Origin of the sequence: Streptosporangium sandarakinum (assembly GCF_013409935.1) — a bacterium.
In the GTDB taxonomy this organism is placed as follows: domain Bacteria; phylum Actinomycetota; class Actinomycetes; order Streptosporangiales; family Streptosporangiaceae; genus Streptosporangium; species Streptosporangium nondiastaticum.
Genome location: NZ_JACCCO010000001.1, coordinates 1052873 through 1078751, shown reverse-complemented (window position 1 = coordinate 1078751; position 25879 = coordinate 1052873). Strand labels below are relative to the sequence as shown.

The following is a 25879-nucleotide window of genomic DNA, read 5'->3' as shown; positions in this document are numbered from 1 at the left end:
GCGCGTCCGCCGTTCCCGTCGCGACCGGCGCGGCGGCCCCGCGGACAGGCCCTCCGGCCGTCTCCGAGCCCCTGTTCGGGGGTGGAGAACCCCGGGAGATCCCCTTCTCCCGGGGTTCTCGCCTTTCCGGGGGATCGAACCTTTGTTCGCTGCTGTGCTTGACAGCACAGATGATCGAATTTATGTTCGATGTAAAGGCGTGAGACTCGCGGCTCGCGTCCAGGGGCGGCCGTCCGGCGGCGCCGCCGTCACGGCGGCGCCGGCGCACCGGAACCGGACGGGGAGAGGGGAAGCTCCTCGTCCGGCCGCCCGGCGGATTTGTCGGTGGCGTCTGCGAGCCTTGACACCACCGGCGAGAACGCCGGGAGCCGCTTGCGACCAAGGAGGTTGAAGCGCATGATCCATCGACCCGGCGACTCGGGCGGGCCCCGGCTGTCGCCCACGGTCCGGGCGCATCTGGCCGATGCGCGCGACTGCCTGGAGGAGGCCGCCGCCGCGACGACCCCCGCCCCCCGTTACGTCGCGGCCCACCTGGCGGCCCTGCGTGCCGCCGCCGCCGTCCTGGCCGCCCGGCCGCGCCCCATGGACGGCCGCAGGCGCAGGCTGCGCAGCGCCTGGGAGCTGCTGCCCGAGGCGGAGCCCCGGCTGGCCGACTGGGCCCCCTACTTCGAGATGAGCGCCACCAAGCGCGCCTCGGCCGAGGCCGGCATGACGCGCGTGGTGTCGGCGCGCGACGCCGAGGAGCTGATCTCCGAGGCGGAGCGGTTCGTCACCACCGTCGAGAAGATGCTCGGCGTGCCCGTCCAGCCCACCCTGCCCGGCAGCGTCCCGCTGGCCGGCTGACCCCTTCCCGCCGCGCGTCCGGCCCGGCGCTCAGGAGACCGCCGAGGGGGCCGAGGCGTCCGCCCGGTGACGCAGCAGGAGCATCGCGGCGTCGTCGCCCAGCGGACGGCCCACGTGCCGCAGCAGGTCGGCGCGCAGGGCGTCCAGCGCCAGCTGCGGATCCGATCCGCCGAGCAGGTGCGCCCGAGCCTCCAGCGGATAGAAGTCGCCCGCCCCGTTGCGCGCCTCGATGACCCCGTCGGTGTAGAAGAGCACCTGCTCCCCGGGCTCGAAGGGGACGCGGTACGGCGCCGGCTCGCTGACCCGCAGCGCGCCCATGCCCAGGGGCAGCGCCTCCTCGGGCGGTTCGGCGAACCACTGCTTGCCGTCGGCTCCCAGCACCATGGGCGGCGGATGACCGCAGTTGACGACGGTGATGGAGGCGTCGCCGGTGATCTCGGCGAGGATCGCCGTCACGAACTGCTCGCCCGACAGCTCCCTGCTCAGGGCGTTCTCCAGTCGGGTCACCACGCCCAGCAGCCCGGTCTCGTCGTGGGCGGCCTCCCGGAAGGCGCCCAGCACCACCGCGGCCGTCTCCACGGCCTCCAGGCCCTTGCCCTGCACGTCCCCGACGACGATCCGCACCCCGTGCGGGGTGGTGACCACGTCGTACAGGTCGCCGCCGATCCGCGCCTCGGCGGTGGCGGAGGTGTAAGAGACGGCCACGCCGATCTCGGGCCCGGCCCGGCGCGGCACCGGCCGCAGCAGCACCCGCTGGGCGGCCTCGGCCACCGAGCGGACGTCGGCGAGCTGCCGCTCGTGGCGGAGCCGGCCGGCGCTGGCCAGCACACCGGCCACGGTGACGCCCAGGATGGCCATCATGGTGATGTTGGTGCGGGAGCTCCACAGGACCTGGTAGTGCAGGCCGAGGGCGACGCACAGCGCCAGCGCGACGATCCCGACCACCGTCGTCCTGCCCAGGCCGCAGGCGACGCTGGCGAAGGCCGGGCCGAGGGCCAGCAGGGGGAGCAGCCCGGTCTCCGGGCCCGAGCCGAGGTCGGCCAGGGCGACCACGGCCATGACGACGAAGGGCAGCAGCCGGAGGGTGTCCTGGGTCCTGCTGGCCCCGACGGAGGTCAGCAGGCGCAGGAAGGCGCGTGTCTTGGTCGAGCCGAGCACCGTCATGACGACGTCGAGGCGGCTTTTCGGGGACGGAGGAGAGTGACCATGCCGGTCTTCTCTCCGTGCCATGTTCACCACATCTCGCTAAACGCCGTATTTGCCTTTTCCTACCACAGCGGAGGTCTTCCGTGGCGGGATGCGAGTGATCTCCCAGAGAGGCGGCGTGTCGCGCTCCGCTGCCGTGGGCGCGCCACCGGCGGCGCGCCCACGGAAGGGGTCAGAACGACTCGACGGCGCGGCGCGCCTCGGGGTCGAGCACGCCCCAGTTGATGAGCTCCTCGGTGAGCTCGGCCGGGGACTTGTCGTAGATCACCGCCAGGGAGCGGAGGTCCTCCTGGCGGATGGACAGCACCTTGCCGTTGTAGTCACCACGCTGGCTCTGGATCGTGGCGGCGTAACGGGCCAGCGCGCCGGCCTTCTCCTTGGGGAGCTGGGCAAGGCGCTCAAGGTCGATGACAAGCTTCGGCGTCGGGCCGAGCGGGCTCGGGGCGGCGCCGCCGGGCAGCAGCTCCGAAACCGGCACACCGTAGAAATCAGCCAGCTCGGCAAGCTTCTGGACCGTCACGGCGCGGTCACCGCGCTCGTAGGAGCCGACCACGACCGCCTTCCAGCGCCCACGGGACTTCTCTTCGACTCCGTGCAGGGACAGGCCCTGCTGGGTGCGGATGGCACGGAGTCGTGCACCCAGCGACTTGGCGTACTCAGACGGCATAGTGTGGCCCCCCGGCTCTGTTATGCACTGCTTTCACTTGATTGTGCTCCCTCGCAACTTATGCCCCAACCCGCTGGGTTGGTGCGCGGGGCAGGGACCTTCGGTGACTGGAGCGTCAGGGTTTACCCGATAAGGCCGCGAGGTGCGGTTACGGACAGTGACGGTAAAGCTGTGGGCGCTCAAGGTCAAGCTGATTGGAAAAAAGATGCGGAATCCGGTCCGGTGGGTTCCGCCTCAAAGGCCGCAGTTGTCCCGCATGGGCGATACGGCCCCATGGGTCGCCGTGTCGGACGGCACGGCGCCCCGGGTGCTTCCGGCCGGTTCGGCGGGCCTCGGCGGCGGGGTTCGGGGCAGCATCATCACCGGGCACCCCGACGCGCGTATGATCTTCATCGACGTGTCGCCGAGGAAGACCCGGCGCAGCGGGCCGGTCGTGCTGGAGGCGCAGACCAGCAGCGCGCCCTCACACTCGGCGCCGCCGAGCGCGGCCGCGACGTCCCCGCCCTCCAGCACCTGCGTCGTGACCTCGACGCCGCACCCGCGGGCGGCCTCCCGGAGGTCGGCGGCGGCCCGCTCACGCAGCCGGTCGAGCGTCTGCTCGGCCGCCTTCACCCGCATCCCCCGGCTCACGACCAGGGTGATCAGGTGCAGCGGAGTCCCCAGTGCCGCGGCGATCTCCGTGGCCGGCCGTACGGCGTCGTCGGAGGCGGGGCCGCGACGGTAGGCCACGGCCAGCCGCCGGATCGCGGGCGGGTGGTCCTCGGCGTACCCGCGCGGGGCCAGGGCGACGGGCACCGGGGAGGCGTGCAGGAGCTGGTCGGCGGTGCTGCCCAGCGCGATGCGGCTCCGGGCGCCCCGGGGCGCGGAGCCGATGACCACCGTGTCGGCGCCGAGCCGCCCGGCGAGCCGGACCAGCCCGCGCCCGCTGCCGCGGTCCGCCTCCAGGACGTAGTCGATCGGCACGTCCCGCACGTCGGCCAGGGCCAGCCGCGCCTGTTGCAGCGCCTGGGCGGCCTGCGCGGTGATGTAGGCCCGCCACTCGGCGTCGACCTTCCCGGGGCCCGGCGTGGGCCAGGCGGGCGGGTGGACGTGGGCGACGGTCAGCCGTGCCCCGGCCTGCCTGGCCAGCAGCACGGCCAGCGCCAGCCCGTCCCTGCCCCGTGTCTCGGGGATGAACCCGGCGAGGATGTGCTCGATCTTCATCGGACGCTCCGGTTGAGACGGGAGTGGCGGTAGCCGTACAGGAGGTAGGCGAGCAGGCCGACGGCCATCCAGGCCGCGAACGCGAGCCAGGTGACGGGCGCGAGCCCGGCCATCACGACGAAGCAGAAGATCACGCCGAGGATCGGGGTGACCGGGAAGAACGGCGTGCGGAAACTGCGCGGCAGCTCCGGGCGGGTCCGGCGCAGCACGAGAACGCCCGCGTTGACGATCGCGAAGGCGAACAGGGTGCCGATGCTGGTCGCCTCGGCGAGCTGGCCGAGCGGGACGAACCCGGCCAGCACCGAGACGAACAGGGCCACGATGAGGGTGTTGGCGATCGGGACCTGGCGGCGCGGGTCCACCCTCTGGAAGACCTTCGGGATCAGGCCGTCGCGCGACATCGCGAACAGGATGCGGGTCTGGCCGTACAGGACGGTGAGCACGACGCTGGCGATGGCGACGACCGCGCCGAAGGAGATGATGATCCCCGGCCAGGTCGCCCCGGTGGCCCGGTCGGCGACCAGGGCGAGGCTGGCCTCGGTGGAGTTCGGATCGAACAGCCGCCAGTGCATGGCGCCGACGGCCGACAGCGCCACGGCGACGTAGACGGTCGTGACGATGACGAGGGACAGGATGATCGCCCGCGGCAGGTCGCGCCTGGGGTCGCGCGCCTCCTCGCCGGCCGTGGAGGCGGCGTCGAAGCCGATGTAGGAGAAGAACACCTGCGAGGCGGCGGCGGTGACGCCGGCCACGCCCAGCGGGGCGAACGGCGTGAGGTCGCCCGTGTTGAACGCGCTGAAGGCCACCACGCAGAAGAACGCCAGCACCGCGATCTTGATGAGCACGAAGAAGGCGTTGGCGGTGGCGCTCTCGGAGGCGCCGCGCAGCAGCAGCCAGGTGGCCAGCAGCACGATCAGTATCGCGGTGAGGTTGAGCACGCCGCCCTGGTCGCCGGGGGAGTGGGTGATGGCGTCGGGCAGGCGGGTGCCGGCCAGGTCCGAGAGGAAGCGGTTGAGGTACTCGCCCCAGCCGACCGCCACGGCCGCCACCGAGACCGCGTACTCCAGCATCAGGCACCAGCCGCACACCCACGCCACCAGCTCGCCCATCGTCGCGTAGGCGTAGGAGTAGGACGAACCGGAGACCGGGATCGTGCCGGCCAGCTCGGCGTAGGACAGCGCGGAGAACAGCGCGGTGACGGCGGCCAGCACGAAGGAGATCACCACCGCCGGGCCCGCCTTCGGCACGGCCTGGCCGAGGATGACGAAGATGCCGGTGCCGAGGGTGGCGCCGACGCTGAAGAGGGTCAGCTGCCACATGGTCATGGTCCGGCGCAGCTCGCCGCCCTCGCCGTGGCCGCCCTCGGCGACGATCTCGTCGGCCGGCTTGGTGCGCAGCAGCCGGCGCGCCATGGAGACCATCCGGTCCCCCTTCCCCTCGTCCCGCACGGCGCGCGGCCCGCGCCCGTCTTGTCCCTCTCGTCCCTCGCGGAGGGCACTACCCCGGCCGGGCGCCCCGAACGCCGCCGGGCCGTACGGCCCGGCCCCGGGCGCCGCCGCGGCCGGTCCCGCGCGGTCACAGCGTGCTGGCCAGCGGCCAGGTGGCGTTGGGCGTGACGATCGTGCCGGCCTTCCCCTCCAGGATCAGCGCCGCGTCCTCCAGCCTGCCGATCGCCGCCATGTCGCCGGTCGTCTCGACGAACCGGGCGACCGCCTCGACCTTGGGCCCCATCGAGCCGGCCGGGAAGTGCTCGGCGCGAAGCTCGTGGGGCGTGGTGTGACCGATCTCCTCCTGCCGCGGGGTGCCGAAGTGCCTGGCGACCCGCGGCACATCGGTCAGCGACATGAACACGTCCGCCTCCAGCGCCTCGGCGAGCACCGAGGCCGTCAGGTCCTTGTCCACCACCGCCTCGATCCCCTGGAGCTGGCCGACCTCGTTGCGGATGACCGGGACGCCGCCGCCGCCGGCGCAGATCGTCAGGACGCCGTCGCGGACCAGGCGGCGGATCAGCCGGGTCTCCACCACCCGCTGCGGGGCCGGGGAGGGCACCACCCTGCGCCAGTGGACGCCGTCCCGCTTGACGATCCAGCCGTACTCGGCGGCCAGCTTCTCCGCCTCCTCCTTCTCGTAGACCTGGCCGACGAACTTGGTGGGGTCGTCGAAGGCGGGGTCCACCGCCGAGACGAGCGTCTGGTTGATCAGCGAGGCGACCTGGCGCCCCGGCAGGGCGTTCTGCAGCGCCTGCAGCAGCCAGTAGCCGATCATGCCCTGCGTCTCGGCGCCGATCGTGTCCAGCGGGTACGGCCGGCTCAGGTTGGGGTCGTGGGCGCTCTCCAGGGCCAGCACGCCCACCTGGGGGCCGTTGCCGTGGGTGACGATGAGCTCGTGCTCGACGGCCAGCCTCGCCAGCGACGCCGCGGCGAGGCGGACGTTCTCTCGCTGGACGTCGGCGTCGGGCCGCTGTCCCCGCCGCAGCAGGGCGTTCCCTCCGAGGGCTACCAGGACGCGCACGGCTCAGCCTCCCAGGGTGGCCACCATGATGGCCTTGATGGTGTGCAGACGGTTCTCCGCCTGGTCGAAGACGATCGACCGGGGCGACTCGAAGACCTCGTCGGTGACCTCCAGGGCCTCGTGGCCGGTCCTGGCGTACAGCTCCGCGCCGACGCGGGTCTCGCGGTCGTGGAAGGCCGGCAGGCAGTGCATGAACCGCACCCGGGGGTTCCCCGTGGCCCGCACCGTCTCCGCGTTCACCTGGTACGGCATGAGCAGCGCGATGCGCTCGTCCCAGACCTCCTCGGGCTCGCCCATGGACACCCACACGTCGGTGTAGAGGAAGTCCACGCCCCGCACGCCCTCCGCCACGTCCTCGGTGACGGTGAGCCGGGCGCCGGTCCGCCCGGCGATCTCCTCGGCGGGCCGGACGACCGTCTCGGCGTCCGGCCACAGCGCCCGGGGCGCCACGATCCGCGTGTCCATGCCGAACATCGCGCCGGTGACCAGCAGCGAGTGGCCCATGTTGTTGCGGGCGTCGCCGAGGTAGGCGAAGGAGAGCCCGCGCAGCGGCCGGTCGCCGTGCTCGCGCATGGTGAGCATGTCGGCGATCATCTGCGTGGGGTGCCACTCGTCGGTGAGGCCGTTCCAGACCGGCACGCCGGAGAAGGCGGCGAGCTCCTCGACGTCGGCCTGCCTGCTGCCGCGGTACTCGATGCCGTCGAACATCCTGCCCAGCACCCGGGCGGTGTCCCTGACCGACTCCTTGTGGCCCATCTGCGTGCCGGCGGGGTCGAGGTAGGTGGCGTGGGCGCCCTGGTCGTGCGCGGCGACCTCGAACGCGCACCGGGTCCGGGTGGAGGTCTTCTCGAAGATCAGCGCGATGTTCCTGCCCCGCAGGCGGGGCGTCTCGGTGCCGGCGTACTTGGCGGCCTTGAGATCGGCCGACAGCCGGACCAGGAAGGCCAGCTCCTCAGGGGTGAAGTCGAGCTCCTTGAGGAAGCTGCGGTTGCGCAGGTTGAGTGCCATGTCGTCCCGTCTCTCCTGTCCCTCCGCCGTCCCCGCCGCGGCGTCGGGGCGGCCGCCGGGAACCTCAGATGCCGTCGCGTTCGAGGGGGCAGCTCATGCAGCGCGGACCTCCCCGGCCCCGGCCGAGTTCGCCGCCCGGGGTCGTGATCACCTCGATGCCGTTGGCCCTCAGGTGCTCGTTGGTGGTGGTGTTGCGCTCGTAGCCGATGACCACGCCCGGCTCGACGGCCAGCATGTTGCAGCCGTCGTCCCACTGCTCCCGCTCGGCCGCGTAGACGTCCTGCGTGGGGGTGAGGATCTCGATGTCGTCCAGCCCGATGGCGCGGGCGATGGCCCGGTGCATGTCCTCGGGGGCGTGGTCGGTGATCTTGAGCTCCTTCTCGGTGTCGCCGGGCTCGACCGTGTAGGAGGGCAGCATGCCGAGACCGGCGAACTTGGTGAACACCCCGACGTCCACGTTCGTCATGACGGTGTCCAGGTGCATGAACGCCCTGGCCTTCGGCAGGTGCAGCGCGACGATCCGCTCGGCCCCGCCCCGCGCGAACAGGCTGCGCGCGAGCATCTCCACCGCCTCCGGCCTGGTGCGCTCGCTCATCCCGACCAGGACCGCCCCCCGGCCGATGACCAGGACGTCGCCGCCCTCGATGGTGGCGGGCGCCGCGGACATGCCGGGCATCCAGACGTCGTAGCCGTCCTCGCCCGGCCGGTCGTAGCCGGGGGCGAACATCGGGTGGTAGCGGTAGACCGCCTGGTAGTTGACGGTCTCGCGCTGGCGGGCCTTCCTGCGCATGGCGTTGATCGACACGCCGCCGTAGATCCAGCAGGAGGTGTCGCGGGTGAACAGGTGGTTGGGCAGCGGCGGCAGGACGAACCCGTCGGCGTCGCGCGTGTGGAACGCCAGGCTCTTGGGATCGGTGCCCCGCTCCACCAGCTCGCGCTTGGTGATGCCGCCGACGAGGTAGCGCTGCAGGTCGGCCGCCTCCATCGAGTCGAGCGCGTTGCGCAGCGCGTCGACGGCCATCGGCCCGAAGTAGCGCTCGTCGATGATGTTGTCGAGGATGTACTTGCGCGCCTCGGGGATCTCGATGGTCTCGCGCAGCAGGTCGGCCAGCAGGTGCACGGTGACGCCCCGCTCGCGCAGGATGTGCTCGAACTCCCGGTGCTCCTCCATCGCGCGCTCCACCCACAGCACCTCGTCGAAGAGGAAGTCCTCCTTGTTGGAGGGGGTGAGACGGCGCAGGGCCAGTTCGGGCCGGTCCAGCAGGACCCGGCGGAGCCTGCCCACCTCGGAGTCGACGTGGAAGGTCATCTCTTTCATCCTCCGTGTTCCTCGATGCTCCCGGGTGCGTTTCGGCCCGGTTCTCCGTGGTCTTCCCGGTTTTCCGGGTTTTCCCCGGCGGTCGTCATCCGGGCCGCCCGGACGGCGGGGCGGGCGCCGTCTCACGGGCGCCGTACTCCCCGCGTTTCGCCTTCGTCCAGATGTAGACGGGGATACCCACGAGCATCATCAGGAAGCCGATGAAGGCGGCCTCCTGGCCGGCGCCGTACAGCATCCAGAAGCCGAACAGCAGCGCCGTGACGGCGACGGCCAGGTCGCGGCCCAGGCGGGCCCCGCTGACCCGGCGCGCCCCGGTGACCAGCCAGAAGAGCTGGGCCGCGGCGGAGAAGAAGTAGGGGACGACGGTGGTGAAGGTGCCGATCAGCAGGATCTTCTCGAAGCCCCTGGTGGTGCCGAAGTAGTTGTAGACCACGACCAGGGAGGTCAGGGCGGTGCCCACGACGACGCCGAACCACGGGGAGCCGCGCCGCGACTCCCGGGCGAAGGCGCGGGGGAACAACCCGTCCCTGGCCGCGGCCATGGGCATCTCGGCCACCAGCATGGTCCAGCCGTTGATCGCGCCGATCCCGGAGACGACGGCGCAGGCCGCCATGACGCCGCCCCCGACGCCGCCACCGAACATGGTGTTGATCGCGTCGGCGAACGGCGCCCTGGAGTGGGTGAGCGCCCGCTGCGGGATGATCCCGAAGATGGCGATGGTGCTGAGCAGGTACATCGCGGTGCAGATCAGCACGCCGTAGACGCTGGCCCGGCCGACGTTGCGGGCCGGGTTCCTGATCCGCTCGGCCACGATGGTGACGCTCTCGACGCCGGAGTAGATGAACAGGGCGAGCGCGCCCGCGGTGGACAGGGCGGCGAGCCAGCCGCCGCCGGTGGCGTTGAAGGAGCCGAAGTTGGCGGCGCGGACGAAGAACAGCCCGGCGACGGCGACGAAGACCAGCGGGATGAACTTCAGGACCGTGGTGACCACGGCGAAGGTGCCGATGTTGCGCACACCGCTCAGGTTGACCATCGCGGGGATCCACAGGGCGGCGAGCGCGAGCAGGGTCTGCGCGGTGGGGGAGTCCCAGCCCAGGAAGTAGTCGGCGTAGTTGACCCAGACGACGGCGATCGCGGCGTTGCCGATCCAGGCGGTGAGCCAGAACGACCAGGCGTTCCAGAAGCCGGGGAACTCGCCGAAGGCGTCCTTGGCATAGGCGTACGGCCCGCCGTCCGCGGGCACCCGCGCGCCGAGCCTGCCGAACACCATGGCCAGGGCGATGGCGCCGACCGACACCAGGGCCATCGCCAGGATGCTGACGGTGCCGTAGGCGGCGAGCGCGGCCGGCAGCAGGAACACGCCGGTGCCCACGATGTTGCCGACGACCAGGGAGACGGCCGCGGGGAGGCCGAGCGTGCCGCGCCCGGCGCCGGAGGCCCCCGCCTCACCGTCGCCGGGTGCGGGCCCGGCCGCCGCGCCCGGCGGACGGCCCTCGGACGATCGCTCCATCTCTCGCGCCCCCCGCGCACATGTCGCCTCTGTCCTCGGAGTTCGCCGGCGGCAAGGAAGGGGTCCCCGGGGATGTAACGGGCGAAACGCCATTTATGCCTATAAAGAGGATTCGGTGTAGGAGGGGTACGCCGCGGGCCGGTTCCCGGCCGTGCCCGGGAACGCGGGAACCGCTGGGGGATTTATCGCCTGATGATACTTATGGTGATTAATGTGGCTTTAAATGATCTATATACCGGTATAGCACTGTTGGGGGTGCGGAGGGGCTGGTTGGGAGGCATCGCGGCGCGCCTGCTACCGTGAAGCCGTCAACTCCCTTTAAGACCCGTCCCGTGAGGCGGGAAAGGTGGTGTTCTTTTGGCTGACGCCGTTTCGCATGCCCAGGACGCGCGCGCGGTCCTCGAGGGACCCGACATCAACCGCGCCCTGATCCGCATCTCCCACGAGATCCTCGAACGCACCAAGGGCGCCGAGGACATCGTCCTCCTCGGCATCCCCACCCGGGGCGTCCACCTGGCCCACCGCCTGGCCGGCCACATCGGGCGCTTCGAGGGCCGCCCGGTGCCGGTCGGATCGCTCGACATCACGATGTACCGCGACGACCTGCGGCTGCGCCCGGCCAGGGCCCTCGGCCGCACCGAACTGCCCGCCGACGGCATCGACGGCAAGGTCGTCGTCCTCGTCGACGACGTCCTCTTCTCCGGCCGCACGGTCCGCTCCGCGCTCGACGCGCTCAACGACCTGGGCCGCCCGCAGGCCGTGCAGCTCGCCGCCCTGGTCGACCGCGGCCACCGCGAGCTGCCCATCCGCGCCGACTACGTGGGCAAGAACCTCCCCACCTCCAAGTCCGAGATCGTCAAGGTCTACCTGGAGGAGAACGACGGCCGCGACGCCGTCCTGCTGCTGAAGGGGGAGACACGGTGAAGCGCCACCTCATCTCCGCGGCCGACCTGAGCCGCGACGACGCCCTGCTCATCCTCGACACCGCCGACGAGCTGGCCAAGATCTCGGACCGCTCGATCAAGAAGCTGCCGACGCTGCGCGGCCGTACCGTGGTGAACCTCTTCTTCGAGGACTCCACCCGGACCCGCATCTCCTTCGAGGCGGCGGCCAAGCGCCTGTCGGCCGACGTGATCAACTTCTCGGCCAAGGGCTCCAGCGTCTCCAAGGGCGAGTCGCTCAAGGACACCGCGCTGACCCTGGAGGCGATGGGCGCCGACGCCGTCGTCATCCGGCACAGTGCCTCCGGCGCGCCGCACCGCCTGGCCGGCTGGGTCCGCGGCAGCGTCGTCAACGCCGGCGACGGCACCCACGAGCACCCCACCCAGGCGCTGCTCGACGCCTTCACCATGCGCCGCCGCCTGGGCCCGCTGGACGGCAGGAAGGTCACCATCGTCGGCGACGTGCTGCACAGCCGGGTGGCCCGCTCCAACGTGCTGCTGCTGAGCACGCTCGGCGCCGAGGTGACCCTGGTCGCCCCGCCGACCCTGCTGCCGGTGAACGTCGGCTCCTGGCCCTGCGAGGTCTCCTACGACCTCGACGCCATGCTGCCCAAGTCGGACGTGGTGATGATGCTGCGCGTCCAGCGCGAGCGGATGAACGCCGCGTTCTTCCCCACCGAGCGGGAGTACAGCCGCCGCTACGGCCTCGACCGCGACCGCGTCGCCAGGATGCACGACGACGCCATCGTGATGCACCCCGGCCCGATGAACCGGGGCATGGAGATCGCGGCCGAGGTGGCCGACTCACCGCGCTCGACGATCGTCGAGCAGGTCGCCAACGGGGTGACCACGCGCATGGCCGTCCTGTACCTGCTGCTGGGCGGCGCCGACCTCGGGGGGGAGATCCGACAGTGAGCGAGCAGCGAAGCACCGTCGTCAGGGGAGCGAGGATCCTCGGCGGAGAGCCGGCCGACATCCTCATCCGCGGCGGGATCGTCGAGGAGGTCGGCCAGGGGCTGACCGGCGACGAGACGATCGACGCCCGGGGCCTCATCGCCCTGCCCGGCCTCGTCGACCTGCACACCCACCTGCGCGAGCCGGGCAGGGAGGACGCCGAGACCGTCGAGACCGGCACCCGCGCCGCCGCACTGGGCGGCTACACCGCCGTGCACGCCATGGCCAACACCGACCCGGTCGCCGACACCGCCGGCGTCGTCGAGCAGGTCTGGCGCCTGGGCCAGGAGGCCGGCCACTGCGACGTGCGCCCGGTCGGCGCCGTCACCGTCGGCCTGGAGGGCGAGCGGCTCGCCGAGCTCGGCGCGATGGCCGACTCCGCGGCGCAGGTACGGGTCTTCTCCGACGACGGCAAATGCGTCTCCGACGCGGTGCTCATGCGCCGCGCCCTGGAGTACGTCAAGGCGTTCGACGGAGTGATCGCCCAGCACGCCCAGGAGCCGCGGCTGACCGCCGGCGCGCAGATGAACGAGGGCGCGGTCTCCGGCAGGCTCGGCCTGACCGGCTGGCCCGCGGTCGCCGAGGAGGCGATCATCGCCCGCGACTGCCTGCTGGCCGCGCACGTCGGCTCCCGGCTGCACGTCTGCCACGTCTCCACCGCCGGCTCAGTGGAGATCATCCGGTGGGCCAAGTCCAAGGGCTGGGACGTCACCGCCGAGGTGACCCCGCACCACCTGCTGCTGACCGACGACCTCGTCGAGGACTCCCCGGTCGGCGCCTACAACCCGATCTACAAGGTCAACCCGCCGCTGCGCACCCGCGCCGACGTCGAGGCGCTGCGCCTCGCGCTGGCCGACGGAACGATCGACTGCGTCGCCACCGACCACGCCCCGCACCCGGTCGAGGACAAGGAGACCGAGTGGTCCGCCGCGGCGATGGGCATGATCGGGCTGGAGACGGCGCTGTCGGTGGTTCACGAGGCCATGGTGGAGACCGGCCTGCTTGACTGGTCGGGTGTCGCCGAGCGCATGTCGTACGCCCCGGCCAGGATCGGCCGCCTGGCCGGTCACGGCCGCCCCGTCGAGGCGGGCGCCCCGGCCAACATCACGCTCTACGACGCCTCGGCGCGCGCCGGGGTGGACCCCTCGGCCTTCGCCTCGCGCAGCCGCAACACGCCGTACGAGGGCAGGACCCTGCCCGGCCGGGTCGTGGCCACCCTCCTGCGCGGCAGACCGACCGTCCTGGACGGCAAGCTCGTCTGACGCCCGGCCCGCCGCCCGCCGTACGGTTCACCCCGCGCGGTGGGCGGCGGGGCCGCCCGGCCCCGGCCCGCGGAGGGCGCGGAGCGCCGGGGGAGACGCGTGGACGCTTGGCCGCCGGCCCGTGCCCGGGGAACGGGCGGACGGAGCCGGGCGGAACGGCGCGTCTCACATCGTGGAGGCACCCTCCACCACCATGCCTGATATTTCATACTTTGCGGAGCAGTGACCGATATGATCGGGGTTTTCGAGTGACCGCAGTGCTAGTGCTGGAAGACGGCCGCGTCTTCCAAGGGGCGCCCTACGGCGCCGAGGGAGAGACCTTCGGCGAGATGGTCTTCAACACCGGGATGACCGGCTACCAGGAGACGCTCACCGACCCCTCGTACCACCGCCAGATCGTCGCGATGACCGCGCCGCACATCGGCAACACCGGCGTCAACGACGAGGACCCCGAGTCCTCGCGGGTCTGGGTCGCCGGCTACGTCGTCCGCGAGCCCGCCCGCGTCACCTCCAGCTGGCGCGCCCGCCGCTCCCTCGACGACTACCTCCGGGAGCAGGGCGTCGTCGGCATCGCCATCTCCGGCACCCGGGCCCTCACCCGCCACCTGCGCGAGCGCGGGGCCATGCGCGCCGGGATCTTCTCCGGCGACGCCCTCGCCCCCGTCGAGGAGCTGGTGGAGCGGGTCCGGCGCAGCCCCGGCATGGAGGGCGCCGACCTGGCGGAGGAGGTCTCCACCGCCGAGCCGTACGTGGTGCCGGCGATCGGCGCCAAGCGCTTCACCGTGGCGGCCGTGGACCTCGGGATCAAGGCGATGACCCCCCACCGGATGGCCGAGCGCGGCTGCGAGGTGCACGTCCTGCCGGCCTCCAGCACCGCCGAGGACATCCTCGCCGTCGACCCCGACGGCGTGTTCTTCTCCAACGGCCCCGGCGACCCGGCCACCGCCGACGGCGCCGTCGAGGCGCTGCGCGGCGTCCTCGCCGCGGGCCGGCCGTTCTTCGGCATCTGCTTCGGCAACCAGATCTTCGGCCGGGCCCTGGGCCTCGGCACCTACAAGCTGCGCTACGGCCACCGCGGCGTCAACCAGCCGGTCCAGGACCGGAGCACCGGCAAGGTGGAGATCTCCGCGCACAACCACGGCTTCGCCGTACGGGCGCCGCTGGACGGGCCGTTCGACACGCCGTACGGCCCGGCGGAGGTCACCCACGTCAACCTCAACGACGACTGCGTCGAGGGGCTGCGGCTCGTCGACCGGCCGGCCTTCAGCGTCCAGTACCACCCCGAGGCGGCGGCCGGCCCGCACGACTCCGCGGGGCTGTTCGACCGGTTCTGCGACCTGATGGAGCAGGCGAGGGGACGAGCGAGCGGAGTGGGCGGCGACGAAGGAGCCGGCCGCGCAGCGAGTGAGGAGCCGAGCGCGACCGTGAACGCGGAGCAGGCGAGCGAGAAGCCGAGCGCGACCGTGAACGCGGAGCAGGCGAACGCGACCATGAACACGAAGGGTGGTAAGGATGCCTAAGCGCACGGACATCCGGTCGGTCATGGTGATCGGCTCCGGGCCGATCGTGATCGGCCAGGCCTGCGAGTTCGACTACTCCGGCACCCAGGCGTGCCGCGTGCTGCGAGCCGAGGGCTTCCGCGTCATCCTCGTCAACAGCAACCCGGCCACGATCATGACGGACCCGGAGTTCGCCGACGCCACCTACGTCGAGCCGATCACCCCGGAGATCGTCGAGAAGATCATCGCCAAGGAGCGGCCGGACGCCCTGCTGCCCACCCTCGGCGGCCAGACCGCGCTGAACACCGCGATCGCGCTGCACGAGGCCGGGGTGCTCAAGGAGTACGGCGTCGAGCTGATCGGCGCCGACGTGGACGCCATCCAGGCGGGCGAGAACCGCGAGATGTTCAAGGCCATCGTCGCCAAGGTCGCCGCCGAGCGGGGCCTGAACGCCGAGTCGGCCCGCTCGGTCGTCTGCCACACCATGGACGAGTGCCTGGCCGGCGCGGCGGAGCTGGGCTACCCGCTGGTGGTGCGCCCCTCCTTCACCATGGGCGGCGTCGGCTCCGGATTCGCCCACGACGAGGACGGCCTGCGCCGCATCGCCGGGGCCGGCCTCGACGCCTCCCCGACCAGCGAGGTGCTCCTGGAGGAGTCCATCCTCGGCTGGAAGGAGTACGAGCTGGAGGTGATGCGCGACAGGGCCGACAACGTCGTCATCGTCTGCTCCATCGAGAATCTCGACCCGATGGGCGTGCACACCGGCGACAGCGTCACCGTGGCCCCCGCGCTGACCCTGACCGACCGCGAGTACCAGAACATGCGCGACGTCGCCATCGCGGTCATCCGCGAGGTCGGCGTGGACACCGGCGGCTGCAACATCCAGTTCGCGGTCGACCCGCGCACCGGCCGCATGGTCGTCATCGAGATGAACCCCCGGGTCTCCCGCTCCAGCGCGCTGGCCTCGAAGGCCACCGGCTTCCCGATCGCCAAGATCGCGGCCAAGCTCGCCATCGGCTACACCCTGGACGAGATCCCCAACGACATCACCCGGGAGACCCCGGCGTCGTTCGAGCCCTCGCTCGACTACATCGTGGTCAAGGTCCCCCGCTTCGCCTTCGACAAGTTCCCCGGGGCCGACGCGACGCTGACGACCCACATGAAGTCGGTCGGCGAGGCCATGGCCATCGGCCGGTCCTTCCCCGAGGCCCTGCAGAAGGCGCTGCGCTCCCTGGAGAAGAAGGACGCGGTCTTCACCTGGGCCGGGGAGCCGGGCGACAAGGGCGCGCTGCTCGCCGCCTGCCGCGACCCCCACGACGGCCGCCTGCGCACCATGCAGCAGGCCATCCGGGCCGGGGCGACGCCCGAGGAGCTGTTCGAGGCCACCTCGGTGGACCCGTGGTTCCTCGACCAGCTCTTCGCGATCGAGGAGGTCGCCGCCGAGCTGCGCCGGACCCCGCGGCTCGACGCGGAGGCGCTGACCCTGGCCAAGCGGCACGGCTTCAGCGACGCGCAGATCGCCGAGCTGTGCGACATGACCGAGGAGCGGGTGCGCGACCTGCGCCACGCGCTCGGCGTGCGGCCGGTCTACAACACGGTGGACACCTGCGCCGCCGAGTTCGCCGCGCGGACGCCCTACCTGTACTCCACCTACGACGAGGAGACCGAGGTCCCGCCGGGCGAGCGGCCCAAGGTCATCATCCTCGGCTCCGGGCCCAACCGCATCGGCCAGGGCATCGAGTTCGACTACGCGTGCGTGCACGCCTCCTTCGAGCTGTCGAGGGCCGGCTACGAGACCGTCATGGTCAACTGCAACCCCGAGACGGTCTCCACCGACTACGACACCTCCGACCGGCTCTACTTCGAGCCGCTCACCCTGGAGGACGTCCTGGAGGTCGTCCACGCCGAGCAGCAGAGCGGCACGGTCGCGGGCGTCATCGTCCAGCTCGGCGGCCAGACCCCGCTGGGCCTGGCGCAGGCGCTCAAGGACGCCGGAGTCCCGATCGTCGGCACCTCGCCGGAGTCGATCCACCTGGCCGAGGAGCGCGGCGCGTTCGGCCGGGTCCTGGCCGAGGCGGGCCTGCCCGCGCCCCGGCACGGCACCGCGACCGGCGAGCAGGAGGCCCTGGAGATCGCCGCCGAGATCGGCTACCCGGTGCTGGTGCGGCCCTCCTACGTCCTCGGCGGCGCCGGCATGGCCATCGTCTACGACGACGAGACGCTGGTCACCTACATGTCCCGGGCCGGGGCCGCCAGCGACCACCCGGTGCTGGTGGACAAGTTCCTCGACGAGGCCGTCGAGATCGACGTGGACGCCCTGTTCGACGGCGAGGAGCTCTACCTCGGCGGCGTCATGGAGCACATCGAGGAGGCCGGCATCCACTCCGGCGACTCGGCGTGCTCGCTGCCGCCGATGACGCTGGGCAGCCACGACATCAAGCGCATCCGCGCGGCCACCGAGGCCATCGCCCGCGGCGTGGGCGTGCGCGGCCTGATCAACGTGCAGTACGCCATGTCGGCGAACATCCTGTACGTGCTGGAGGCCAACCCGCGCGCCAGCCGTACGGTGCCGTTCGTCTCCAAGGCCACCGCGGCGCCGCTGGCCAAGGCGGCGGCCCGGGTGATGATGGGGGCGCGGATCGCCGAGCTGCGCGCCGAGGGCATGCTCCCGGCCGAGGGCGACGGCGGCACCCTGCCGCTGGACGCGCCCATCGCGGTCAAGGAGGCGGTGCTGCCGTTCAACCGGTTCATCCGCAGCATGAACGACGCGGTGGACACGGTGCTGGGCCCGGAGATGCGCTCCACCGGCGAGGTGATGGGCATCGACGAGTTCTTCGGCATCGCCTTCGCCAAGTCGCAGGCCGCCGCCTACGGCTCGCTGCCGGTCAAGGGACGGGCGTTCGTATCGGTGGCGAACCGGGACAAGCGCGCCATGATCTTCCCGGTGAAGGCGCTCGCCGATCTCGGCTTCGAGATCCTGGCCAGCGAGGGTACCGCCGAAGTGCTGCGCCGCAACGGCGTCCATGCCAAGATCGTGCGCAAGCAGAGTGACGGGCCGGGCCCCGACGGTGAACCGACCATCGGCCGGCGGATCCTGGACGGCGAGGTGGACCTCATCGTGAACACGCCCTTCGGCAGCCCCGGCCAGTCCGGGCCGCGGCTGGACGGCTACGAGATCCGTACCGCGGCCGTGCTGCGGGGCATCCCGTGCATCACGACCGTCCAGGGTCTGGCCGCCGCCGTGCAGGGCATCCAGGCGATCGTCCGCGGCGACGTGGGGGTACGGTCCCTCCAGGAGCACGCCCAGCGGATGCGGGGATGAGCGAGCGGAGCGGCCGGTGAAGAACGAGCCGTCCGCGAAGCGAGCGAGGAGCCGGACGCGGCCGTAGGCGCCGCCGAACGCGGGGATGACCGGGAAGGGCGGAGACAGGGGGCGAGCGAAGGGGACCACGGGCACGGCGGATCTGCGGGGCGACGCCCCAGGCGGAGGTGAGGAAGACGCCTGTTACTCCGGTGCAGGTGACCGGCACGGTGCTGACGACGCGCCGGGTCGACGCTTACCATGCGCTGACCGTGGTGGCGCCCGGCATCGCCGAGCGTTTCCGGCCCGGTCACTTCGTGGCGGTGGCGGTCGGCGGCGCGCGGACGTCGTCGCTGACCCGCCGCGTCTTCTTCGTCCACGACGTCAAGCCCGACTACGGCGGCACCGTGGAGTTCGTCTTCACTGTGCGCGGCCCGGGCACCGAGTGGCTGGCCGAGCGCCGGGCCCGCGACACGCTCGACCTGGTCGGCCCGCTCGGCCGTCCCTTCCCGCTGCCCCGCGACCCGGTGGGCTGCGTCCTGGCCGGCGGGGAGCACGGCTCGGCCGCGCTGTTCCCGCTGGCCGACGCGCTCCAGCGGCGCGGCTGCCGGGTCGACTTCGTGCTCGGCGCGGCCTCCGCCGACCGGGTGTTCGGCGCGCTGCGCGCCCGCCGGATGGGGGAGACCACCACGCTGACCACCGAGGACGGCTCGGTGGGGATGCGCGGCAAGGTCACCGACGTGCTGCCCGGGGTGATCGCCGACGTGCGGGCCGACGCGGTCTACGCGTGCGGCCCGATGGCGATGCTGCGCGGCGTCACCGCCGTGGCGGTCGAGTTCGACATCCCGGTCCAGGTGGCCGTGGAGGAGCGGATGGCGTGCGGGATCGGCGTGTGCATGACGTGCGTGCTGCCGGTCATCGGGGACGACGGCGTCACCCGGATGGTCCGCTCGTGCGTCGAGGGCCCGGTCTTCCGGGGCGAGCGCGTCCGGTTCGACGACGTCGGAACGATCCCGTTCGACGCGCTGGGAGCGCCCGGTGGGGGATCGCGGCATGCCGGTTGACATGCGCACGTACCTGGGACACGTGGAGCTGGTCAACCCGATCACCACGGCCGCCGGGTGCGCCGCGTCGGGCGCCGAGCTGGCGCAGTTCTTCGACCTGGGCCGCATCGGCGCGCTCACCACGCGGTCGATCACGATGGCCCCCAGGGCGGGCCGTCCGACGCCCCGGATGGCCGAGACGCCCTCGGGCATGCTGAACGCCGTCGGGCTCCAGGGGCCGGGCGTGGACGCCTTCCTGGAGCGCGAGCTGCCCTGGCTGGCCCAGCGGAGCGTCCGGACGGTGGTCTCCATCGGCGGGGGCACCGTGGCCGAGTACACCGCCCTGGCCCGCAGGCTCACCGACGCGCCCGGGGTGACCGCCGTGGAGGTCAACCTGTCGTGCCCCAACATCGAGGACCGCGGCCGGGTCTTCGCCCGCGACGGCGCCGCCTCGGCTGAGGTGATCGCCTCGGTGCGCTCGGTGATGCGCTACGACGTGCCCGTGCTGGCCAAGCTCTCCCCGGACGTGCCGGACATCGTCAGCGTCGCCCGCGCGTGCGTGGACGGCGGCGCCGACGCCCTCTCGATGATCAACAACCCGCTCGGCATGAGCATCGACACCGAGACCATGCGGCCCGCGCTCGCCGCGGTCACCGGGGGGCTGTCCGGCCCCGCCGTGCGGCCGCTGGCCGTACGCTGCGTGTGGCAGGTGCACGCCGCGCTGCCCAGCGTGCCCATCATCGGCATGGGCGGCGTGCTGACCGGCCGGGACGCCTTCGAGCTCATCCTGGCGGGCGCCTGCGTCGTCGCCGTGGGCACCGCCCTGTTCCACGACCCCTACGCCTGCATGCGGATCCTGCGCGAGCTGGAGGAGCTGCTGGCGGCCCGGGGGTTCAACCGGCTCGCCGACGCCGTCGGGCTGGCCCACCGCCCGCCGGGCGCGTCGACCCGGCACCGTACAGACCTGGAGGAGAGTTCCCTGTGAGGCCCGCACCCATCGCCGTAGCCCTGGACGCGCCCGACCTGGAGACCGCGGCCCGCTGGGCGAGCCTGGTGACGCCCCACGTCAGCACGATCAAGGTCGGACTGGAGCTCTACCTCCGCTACGGCCCCGAGGTGATCGCCTCGGTGCGCGGGGCGAGCGGTGTCGACATCTTCCTCGACCTGAAGCTGCACGACATCCCCAACACCGTCGCCGGCGCTGCAAGGGCCGTAGGACGGCTCAGGCCCGCCATCCTGACCGTCCACGCCGCGGGCGGCCCCGCGATGATCTCAGAGGCCGTACAGGCCCTTCCGGACACGAGGATCGCGGCCGTGACGGTGCTCACGTCGCTGTCGGAGGCCGACCTGGAGCGGATCGGCCTCGCCGGCCCGCCCGGCGACGCGGTGCGCCGCCTGGCGGCCATGGCCGTCGGGGCGGGGGCCCAGGCGCTCGTCTGCTCGCCGCAGGAGGTCGCCGCGGTGCGCGGGGAGGTGGGGCCGGACATCACCCTGATCACCCCCGGGGTGCGCCCCGCGGGCTCCGGAAGCCAGGACCAGGCGCGGGTGGCCACGCCGGAGCAGGCGTTCGCCGACGGGGCGGACCTGCTCGTGATCGGCCGCCCGATCACCGGTTCGGCCGACCCCGGCGCGGCGGCCGCGGGCATCGCCGCGGCCCTCCGGCGGAGCGCCGCGGCGGGCGATCGGCGAGTGTGATCTTCGTCGCTGAAAACGCCCCGTAGACCGTACTTTCATCGACACCGAGTCACAATCTCATCACGCAGGGCGACAAAGTAGATTTTCTAAGGGGAGAAACTGGCCTTGACGTTGCTTGAAACGTCATGACCAGCTAGTTTCCCTTCCCGTCCGAGTACATCGACAGGAAATTCGAGGTGACCCGGCGTGGCTCTTCCTCCCCTTACCCCTGAGCAGCGCGCCGCAGCCCTAGAGAAGGCTGCCAAGGCCCGCCGAGAGCGTGCCGAGGTTAAGAACCGTCTCAAGCACGGCGCCATCTCTCTGGCTGAGGTGCTCAAAGACGGGCAGGCTGACGACGTCATCGGCAAGATGAAGGTCTCGGCCCTTCTGGAGTCGCTCCCCGGCGTGGGCAAGGTCCGCGCCAAGCAGCTCATGGAGCGGCTCGGCATCGCCGAGTCCCGCCGCGTGCGGGGCCTGGGTGCCAACCAGCGGGCTTCACTCGAGCGTGAGTTCGGCGGAGCCGAGAGCTAGTCTCGGTTCAAGTACGACCATGTTCGTCCCGCTTCGGCGGGAAATGTAATCACGGGGGGTCTGGAGTGTCCGGAACGACGCGGCAGGGCGGAAGCCCTGCCTCGGGGAAAGCCGCTGAAAGCGGGTCCGGCGGCTCCACCTCCTCGGCCGCGGGCCGGGAGCGGGCGCGAGTCCTCCCCGGCCCGGCCGGCAGGCGCCTGACGGTCCTCTCGGGGCCGTCGGGCGTCGGCAAGTCCACGGTCGTCGCCGAGCTCCGGCGGGCACACCCCGAGGTGTGGCTGTCGGTCTCGGTGACCACCAGGAAGCCCCGTCCGGGCGAGACCCACGGCGTGGAGTACTTCTTCGCCGACGACGAGGAGTTCGACCGCCTCGTCGCCTCCGGCGAACTGCTGGAGTGGGCCGAGTTCGCCGGCAACCGGTACGGCACGCCGCGCGGCCCGGTGCTGGAGAAGCTCGCAGCCGGGGTGCCCGCCGTACTGGAGATCGACCTGCAGGGCGCGCGGCAGGTGCGCGCGACCATGCCCGAGGCCCTCCTGGTCTTCCTGGCCCCCCCGACCTGGGAGGAGCTGGAGAAGCGCCTGCGAGGCAGGGGCACCGAGCCCGAGGACGTCATCGAGCGGCGCCTCGCGGCCGGCCGCGTCGAGATGGCGGCCGAGCGCGAATTCGACCTGACCCTTGTCAACACGTCCGTCCAGGATGTATGCCACCGGCTGATAGCCTTGATGGCTGATGCTCCCGAGGCCTCGCGCCCCGGCCGTTCACCTAGCTAGGGGAAATCACACGTGGCTACCAACGCCTCCTCCTATTCCGAAGGCATCACCAACCCGTCGATCGACGCGCTGCTGGACATCGTCGACAGCAAGTACAGCCTCGTGATCTTCGGCTCGAAGCGGGCGCGGCAGATCAACGCCTACTACTCGCAGCTCGGCGAGGGCCTGCTCGAGTACGTCGGCCCGCTGGTCGAGACCCACGCGCAGGAGAAGCCGCTGTCCATCGCGCTGCGCGAGGTCAGCGAGGGCCTGCTCACCGCCGAGCCGATCGAGGGCTAGTCGCACCGATGACGTCTGGCGAGGGCGTGACGGCGGGCCGCCCGGCCGCGCCGGACGACGGCCCGATCGGCGATCCGGCCGGCGACCGGCCCGGCGCCCCCGCGGACGCCGCGGCGCGCGCGGAGGGCCGGCCGCCCCGCCCCTCCGTCGTCCTCGGCGTCAGCGCGGGCATCGCCGCCTACAAGGCGTGCGAGCTGCTGCGCCTGTTCACCGAGTCCGGCCACGACGTCCGGGTCGTCCCGACCCGCGAGGCCCTGAAATTCGTCGGCGAGCCCACCTGGGCCGCGCTGTCCGGCAACCCGGTCGCCACCGACGTCTGGGACTCGGTGCACGAGGTCCCGCACGTCCGGATCGGCCAGGGCGCCGACCTGGTGGTGGTGGCGCCCGCCACCGCCGACGTGCTCGCCCGCGCCGCCCACGGGCTGGCCGGCGACCTGCTGACCAACACCCTGCTCACCGCGCGGTGCCCGGTGGTGTTCGCCCCCGCGATGCACACCGAGATGTGGGAGCACCCGGCGACCAGGGCCAACGTCGCCACGCTCCGCGAGCGCGGCGCGATCGTCATCGACCCCGCCGTGGGCCGCCTGACCGGCGCCGACACCGGCCGCGGCCGGCTGCCCGACCCCCGCGAGATCTTCGAGGTCTGCCGCCGGGCGCTGCGCGGGCGCGGCGCCGACCTGGCCGGCCGCCGCCTGGTGATCTCCGCCGGCGGCACCCGCGAGGCCATCGACCCGGTCCGCTTCATCGGCAACCGCTCCTCGGGCCTGCAGGGGTACGCCCTGGCCCGCACGGCCGTCGCCCGCGGGGCGGAGGTCACCCTGGTGGCCGCCAACGTCTCGCTGCCCGACCCGGCCGGGGCGACGGTGGTCCGGGTGGAGTCGGCCCTGGAGCTGCGCGAGGCCGTCCTGGCGGCGCTGGAGAACGCCGACGCGGTCGTCATGGCCGCCGCCGTGGCCGACTTCCGGCCCGTCGCGCCACACGACTCGAAGATCAAGAAGACCTCGGCCGGGCCCGAGCCGGTCCACCTGGTCGAGAACCCCGACATCCTCGCCGAGCTGGGGGAGCGCCGCCGCGAGGGGCTCAAGCCGTACCCGCGGGTCATCGTGGGCTTCGCCGCCGAGACCGACGACGTCCTGGCCAACGGCCAGGCCAAGCTCGCCCGCAAGGGCTGCGACCTGCTCGTCGTCAACCAGGTGGGCGCGGGCCTGGCCTTCGGCACCCCGGACAACGCGGCCGTGGTGCTGGGCGCGGACGGGGAGCGGGCGGAGGTGCCCCGCGGCCCCAAGGAGGACCTCGCCGACGTGGTCTGGGACCTCGTCGCCGAACGCCTGGCCTGACCGGCCGCCAGCCGGTGCTTGCCGGGGCCGCCCTCCCGGCGGATACTGCGTCCGGAAGGTCGTGGAACGCGTCCGGCGGGGAGGAGTCGACCATGCCGGTGTCCGCCGCCGTCCGGGCCCGGTGCCGCGCCCTGCTGCCCCCCGGTGAGGACATCCGCTACGTCCTGCCCGCCCTGTCGGTGGGCTCTCCGGGGATGGCCACGTTCCTGATCGTGGTCTCCAGCCGGTCGATCTTCGTGCTGTCCACCCGGTTCTTCGACCAGAACATGCCGACCTCGGTGTACGCCACGCACGCGCGCCGTACCCGCCTGGGGCCGGTCGAGTTCTCGGTGGGCGCGGCCATCGCGCTGGGCGACATGGTCTTCGAGATCGAGGAGGAGTACGCGGCGGTGGTCGCCGCCGCGGACGCCGAGGTCTTCGCCCCCGAGACGCTGCCCCCGGACCCGCTCCCCGACCTCTGACCCGCCGCGAGGGAAGGCGCCGGGCTTGAGCCCCCGAGCCGCGACGCGCAGCGTCGCCATGAGCCTGTGAGGGGGCGCCGGTGTCTGGACTGAGGAGCGGAGGAGCGGAGCGACGGAGTGACGAGGGAAGGCGCCGGGCTTGAGCCCCCGAGCCGCGACGCGCAGCGTCGCCATGAGCCCGCGAGGCACGATACGAGGTGCTGAGCCGGGCCCGACACGAGATGATACGAACGTGATGGTTTCGCGGCGCCGTCACAGGTGGGGCTAGACTTCGGCGAAGCGCTACTGGCGTCGTGCCGATGCCAGAGCCCTGAACGCCAGCAGCCGCTGCATGAGGAGCCACTGACTTGTCCCGTCGCCTGTTCACCTCCGAGTCGGTCACAGAGGGCCACCCGGACAAGATCGCCGACCAGATCAGTGACGCGATTCTCGACGCCATGCTCAAGGGTGACCCCAGGAGCCGCGTCGCGGTCGAGACGCTGATCACCACCGGCCAGGTCCACGTCGCCGGAGAGGTGACGACGGAGACCTACGTCGACATCCCCGGTCTCATCCGGGAGAAGATCCTCGACATCGGCTACGACGCCTCCCACAAGGGCTTCGACGGCGCCTCCTGCGGCGTCTCGGTGTCCATCGGGGCCCAGTCGCCCGACATCGCCCAGGGCGTCGACGACGCCTACGAGGCCCGCGAGGGCGAGGCCGGCGACGAGCTGGACCGCCAGGGAGCCGGGGACCAGGGCCTGATGTTCGGCTACGCCTGCCGGGAGACCCCCGAGCTGATGCCGCTGCCGATCACTCTCGCCCACCGCCTGTCCGAGCGCCTGTCCCAGGTCCGCAAGAACGGCACCGTCCCCTACCTCCGCCCGGACGGCAAGACCCAGGTCACCATCGAGTACGACGGTGACAAGCCGGTCCGCCTCGACACCGTCGTCGTCTCCACGCAGCACGCGGCCGAGATCGACCTCAAGGAGATGCTGGCGCCGGACATCAAGGAGCACGTGGTCGACCCGGTGCTCGCCGGCCTGGACATCGACACCGAGGGCTACCGCCTGCTGGTCAACCCCACCGGCCGCTTCGAGATCGGCGGCCCCATGGGCGACGCCGGCCTGACCGGTCGCAAGATCATCGTGGACACCTACGGCGGCATGGCCCGCCACGGCGGCGGTGCCTTCTCCGGCAAGGACCCGTCCAAGGTGGACCGCTCGGCCGCCTACGCCATGCGGTGGGTCGCCAAGAACATCGTGGCCGCCGGTCTGGCCGACCGCGCCGAGGTCCAGGTCGCCTACGCCATCGGCAAGGCGCACCCGGTCGGCGTCTTCGTCGAGACCTTCGGCACCGAGAAGGCGCCGATCGAGAAGATCCAGGAGGCCGTGCTCAAGGTCTTCGACCTGCGCCCGGCCGCGATCATCCGTGACCTCGACCTGCTGCGCCCGATCTACTCGGCGACCTCCGCCTACGGCCACTTCGGCCGGCCGGAGTTCTCCTGGGAGGCCACCGACCGGGCCGACGCCCTGCGCGCCGCCGCCGGCCTGTAGACCGGGCCGCGGACCATCCGCCCGGC

General features: G+C 72.1%; 23 protein-coding genes. 15 read left to right on the top strand and 8 right to left on the bottom strand.

What is annotated here, in order from left to right; all coding sequences use genetic code 11:
- Positions 1–396: 396 nt before the first annotated feature.
- Complete coding sequence (locus HDA43_RS04650; RefSeq protein ID WP_179818471.1) at positions 397–843, top strand: SAV_6107 family HEPN domain-containing protein; 447 nt, start codon at positions 397–399, stop codon at positions 841–843.
- A 30-nt stretch (positions 844–873) separates the two neighbouring features.
- Here HDA43_RS04650 and HDA43_RS04645 read toward each other — a convergent pair whose 3' ends face one another.
- From HDA43_RS04645 to HDA43_RS04610, 8 genes are all read right to left on the bottom strand, one after another.
- Positions 874–2073 carry a PP2C family protein-serine/threonine phosphatase gene (locus tag HDA43_RS04645; RefSeq protein WP_246423908.1) on the bottom strand — a complete coding sequence of 400 codons (1200 nt, stop codon included), beginning with the start codon at positions 2071–2073 and terminating at the stop codon, positions 874–876.
- Positions 2074–2221: 148 nt separating this feature from the next.
- The gene (bldD, locus tag HDA43_RS04640; RefSeq protein ID WP_179818469.1) at positions 2222–2716 is read right to left on the bottom strand and encodes a transcriptional regulator BldD; all 495 of its coding nucleotides are present in this window, start codon (positions 2714–2716) and stop codon (positions 2222–2224) included.
- A 234-nt stretch (positions 2717–2950) separates the two neighbouring features.
- Complete coding sequence (locus HDA43_RS04635; RefSeq protein ID WP_179818467.1) at positions 2951–3919, bottom strand: universal stress protein; 969 nt, start codon at positions 3917–3919, stop codon at positions 2951–2953.
- Entirely contained in the window at positions 3916–5340 is a 1425-nt protein-coding gene (locus HDA43_RS04630; RefSeq protein WP_179818465.1) for an amino acid permease, read from the bottom strand. Before HDA43_RS04630 ends, HDA43_RS04635 begins: the two co-directional genes overlap by 4 nt.
- A 154-nt stretch (positions 5341–5494) precedes the next feature.
- Positions 5495–6430: a carbamate kinase gene (gene arcC, locus HDA43_RS04625; protein WP_179818464.1), complete on the bottom strand. Its 936-nt coding sequence runs from the start codon at positions 6428–6430 to the stop codon at positions 5495–5497.
- Positions 6431–6433: 3 nt separating this feature from the next.
- Positions 6434–7438, bottom strand: a complete 1005-nt coding sequence (gene argF / locus HDA43_RS04620) for an ornithine carbamoyltransferase (RefSeq protein ID WP_179818463.1) — start codon at positions 7436–7438, stop codon at positions 6434–6436.
- 64 nt (positions 7439–7502) lie between these two features.
- Positions 7503–8747 carry an arginine deiminase gene (locus HDA43_RS04615; RefSeq protein ID WP_179822775.1) on the bottom strand — a complete coding sequence of 415 codons (1245 nt, stop codon included), beginning with the start codon at positions 8745–8747 and terminating at the stop codon, positions 7503–7505.
- A gap of 94 nt (positions 8748–8841) precedes the next feature.
- Positions 8842–10266, bottom strand: coding sequence for an amino acid permease (locus HDA43_RS04610; RefSeq protein ID WP_179818461.1), 1425 nt, complete (start codon positions 10264–10266; stop codon positions 8842–8844).
- A gap of 357 nt (positions 10267–10623) precedes the next feature.
- On the opposite strand from HDA43_RS04610, the gene pyrR reads away from it, so the two are divergent.
- From pyrR to metK, 14 genes are all read left to right on the top strand, one after another.
- The gene (gene pyrR / locus HDA43_RS04605) at positions 10624–11190 is read left to right on the top strand and encodes a bifunctional pyr operon transcriptional regulator/uracil phosphoribosyltransferase PyrR (RefSeq protein ID WP_179818459.1); all 567 of its coding nucleotides are present in this window, start codon (positions 10624–10626) and stop codon (positions 11188–11190) included.
- Positions 11187–12122: an aspartate carbamoyltransferase catalytic subunit gene (locus tag HDA43_RS04600; RefSeq protein WP_179818457.1), complete on the top strand. Its 936-nt coding sequence runs from the start codon at positions 11187–11189 to the stop codon at positions 12120–12122. Before pyrR ends, HDA43_RS04600 begins: the two co-directional genes overlap by 4 nt.
- Positions 12119–13423 carry a dihydroorotase gene (locus HDA43_RS04595; RefSeq protein ID WP_179818456.1) on the top strand — a complete coding sequence of 435 codons (1305 nt, stop codon included), beginning with the start codon at positions 12119–12121 and terminating at the stop codon, positions 13421–13423. Before HDA43_RS04600 ends, HDA43_RS04595 begins: the two co-directional genes overlap by 4 nt.
- A 248-nt stretch (positions 13424–13671) precedes the next feature.
- Positions 13672–14943 carry a glutamine-hydrolyzing carbamoyl-phosphate synthase small subunit gene (gene carA, locus HDA43_RS04590; protein WP_312873000.1) on the top strand — a complete coding sequence of 424 codons (1272 nt, stop codon included), beginning with the start codon at positions 13672–13674 and terminating at the stop codon, positions 14941–14943.
- Positions 14936–18244, top strand: a complete 3309-nt coding sequence (gene carB, locus HDA43_RS04585; protein WP_179818455.1) for a carbamoyl-phosphate synthase large subunit — start codon at positions 14936–14938, stop codon at positions 18242–18244. Before carA ends, carB begins: the two co-directional genes overlap by 8 nt.
- Positions 18245–18435: 191 nt before the next feature.
- Positions 18436–19287, top strand: coding sequence for a dihydroorotate dehydrogenase electron transfer subunit (locus HDA43_RS04580; protein ID WP_179818452.1), 852 nt, complete (start codon positions 18436–18438; stop codon positions 19285–19287).
- Positions 19277–20251 carry a dihydroorotate dehydrogenase gene (locus HDA43_RS04575; RefSeq protein ID WP_179818451.1) on the top strand — a complete coding sequence of 325 codons (975 nt, stop codon included), beginning with the start codon at positions 19277–19279 and terminating at the stop codon, positions 20249–20251. Before HDA43_RS04580 ends, HDA43_RS04575 begins: the two co-directional genes overlap by 11 nt.
- Positions 20248–20961 carry an orotidine-5'-phosphate decarboxylase gene (pyrF, locus tag HDA43_RS04570; protein WP_179818450.1) on the top strand — a complete coding sequence of 238 codons (714 nt, stop codon included), beginning with the start codon at positions 20248–20250 and terminating at the stop codon, positions 20959–20961. Before HDA43_RS04575 ends, pyrF begins: the two co-directional genes overlap by 4 nt.
- Before the next feature lie 186 nt (positions 20962–21147).
- Positions 21148–21471 carry an integration host factor, actinobacterial type gene (mihF, locus tag HDA43_RS04565; RefSeq protein WP_012889515.1) on the top strand — a complete coding sequence of 108 codons (324 nt, stop codon included), beginning with the start codon at positions 21148–21150 and terminating at the stop codon, positions 21469–21471.
- A 197-nt stretch (positions 21472–21668) separates the two neighbouring features.
- On the top strand, positions 21669–22241 hold the full coding sequence (gene gmk / locus HDA43_RS04560) for a guanylate kinase (RefSeq protein ID WP_179822772.1): 573 nt from the start codon (positions 21669–21671) through the stop codon (positions 22239–22241).
- Positions 22242–22253: 12 nt separating this feature from the next.
- A complete protein-coding gene (gene rpoZ / locus HDA43_RS04555) occupies positions 22254–22520 on the top strand; it encodes a DNA-directed RNA polymerase subunit omega (protein ID WP_179818449.1) in 267 nt (88 codons plus the stop codon).
- A gap of 8 nt (positions 22521–22528) precedes the next feature.
- Entirely contained in the window at positions 22529–23857 is a 1329-nt protein-coding gene (gene coaBC / locus HDA43_RS04550) for a bifunctional phosphopantothenoylcysteine decarboxylase/phosphopantothenate--cysteine ligase CoaBC (protein WP_246423907.1), read from the top strand.
- A gap of 92 nt (positions 23858–23949) precedes the next feature.
- Positions 23950–24318 carry a hypothetical protein gene (locus tag HDA43_RS04545; protein ID WP_179818448.1) on the top strand — a complete coding sequence of 123 codons (369 nt, stop codon included), beginning with the start codon at positions 23950–23952 and terminating at the stop codon, positions 24316–24318.
- Between the two features lie 347 nt (positions 24319–24665).
- The gene (metK, locus tag HDA43_RS04540; protein WP_179818447.1) at positions 24666–25853 is read left to right on the top strand and encodes a methionine adenosyltransferase; all 1188 of its coding nucleotides are present in this window, start codon (positions 24666–24668) and stop codon (positions 25851–25853) included.
- Positions 25854–25879: the final 26 nt, after the last annotated feature.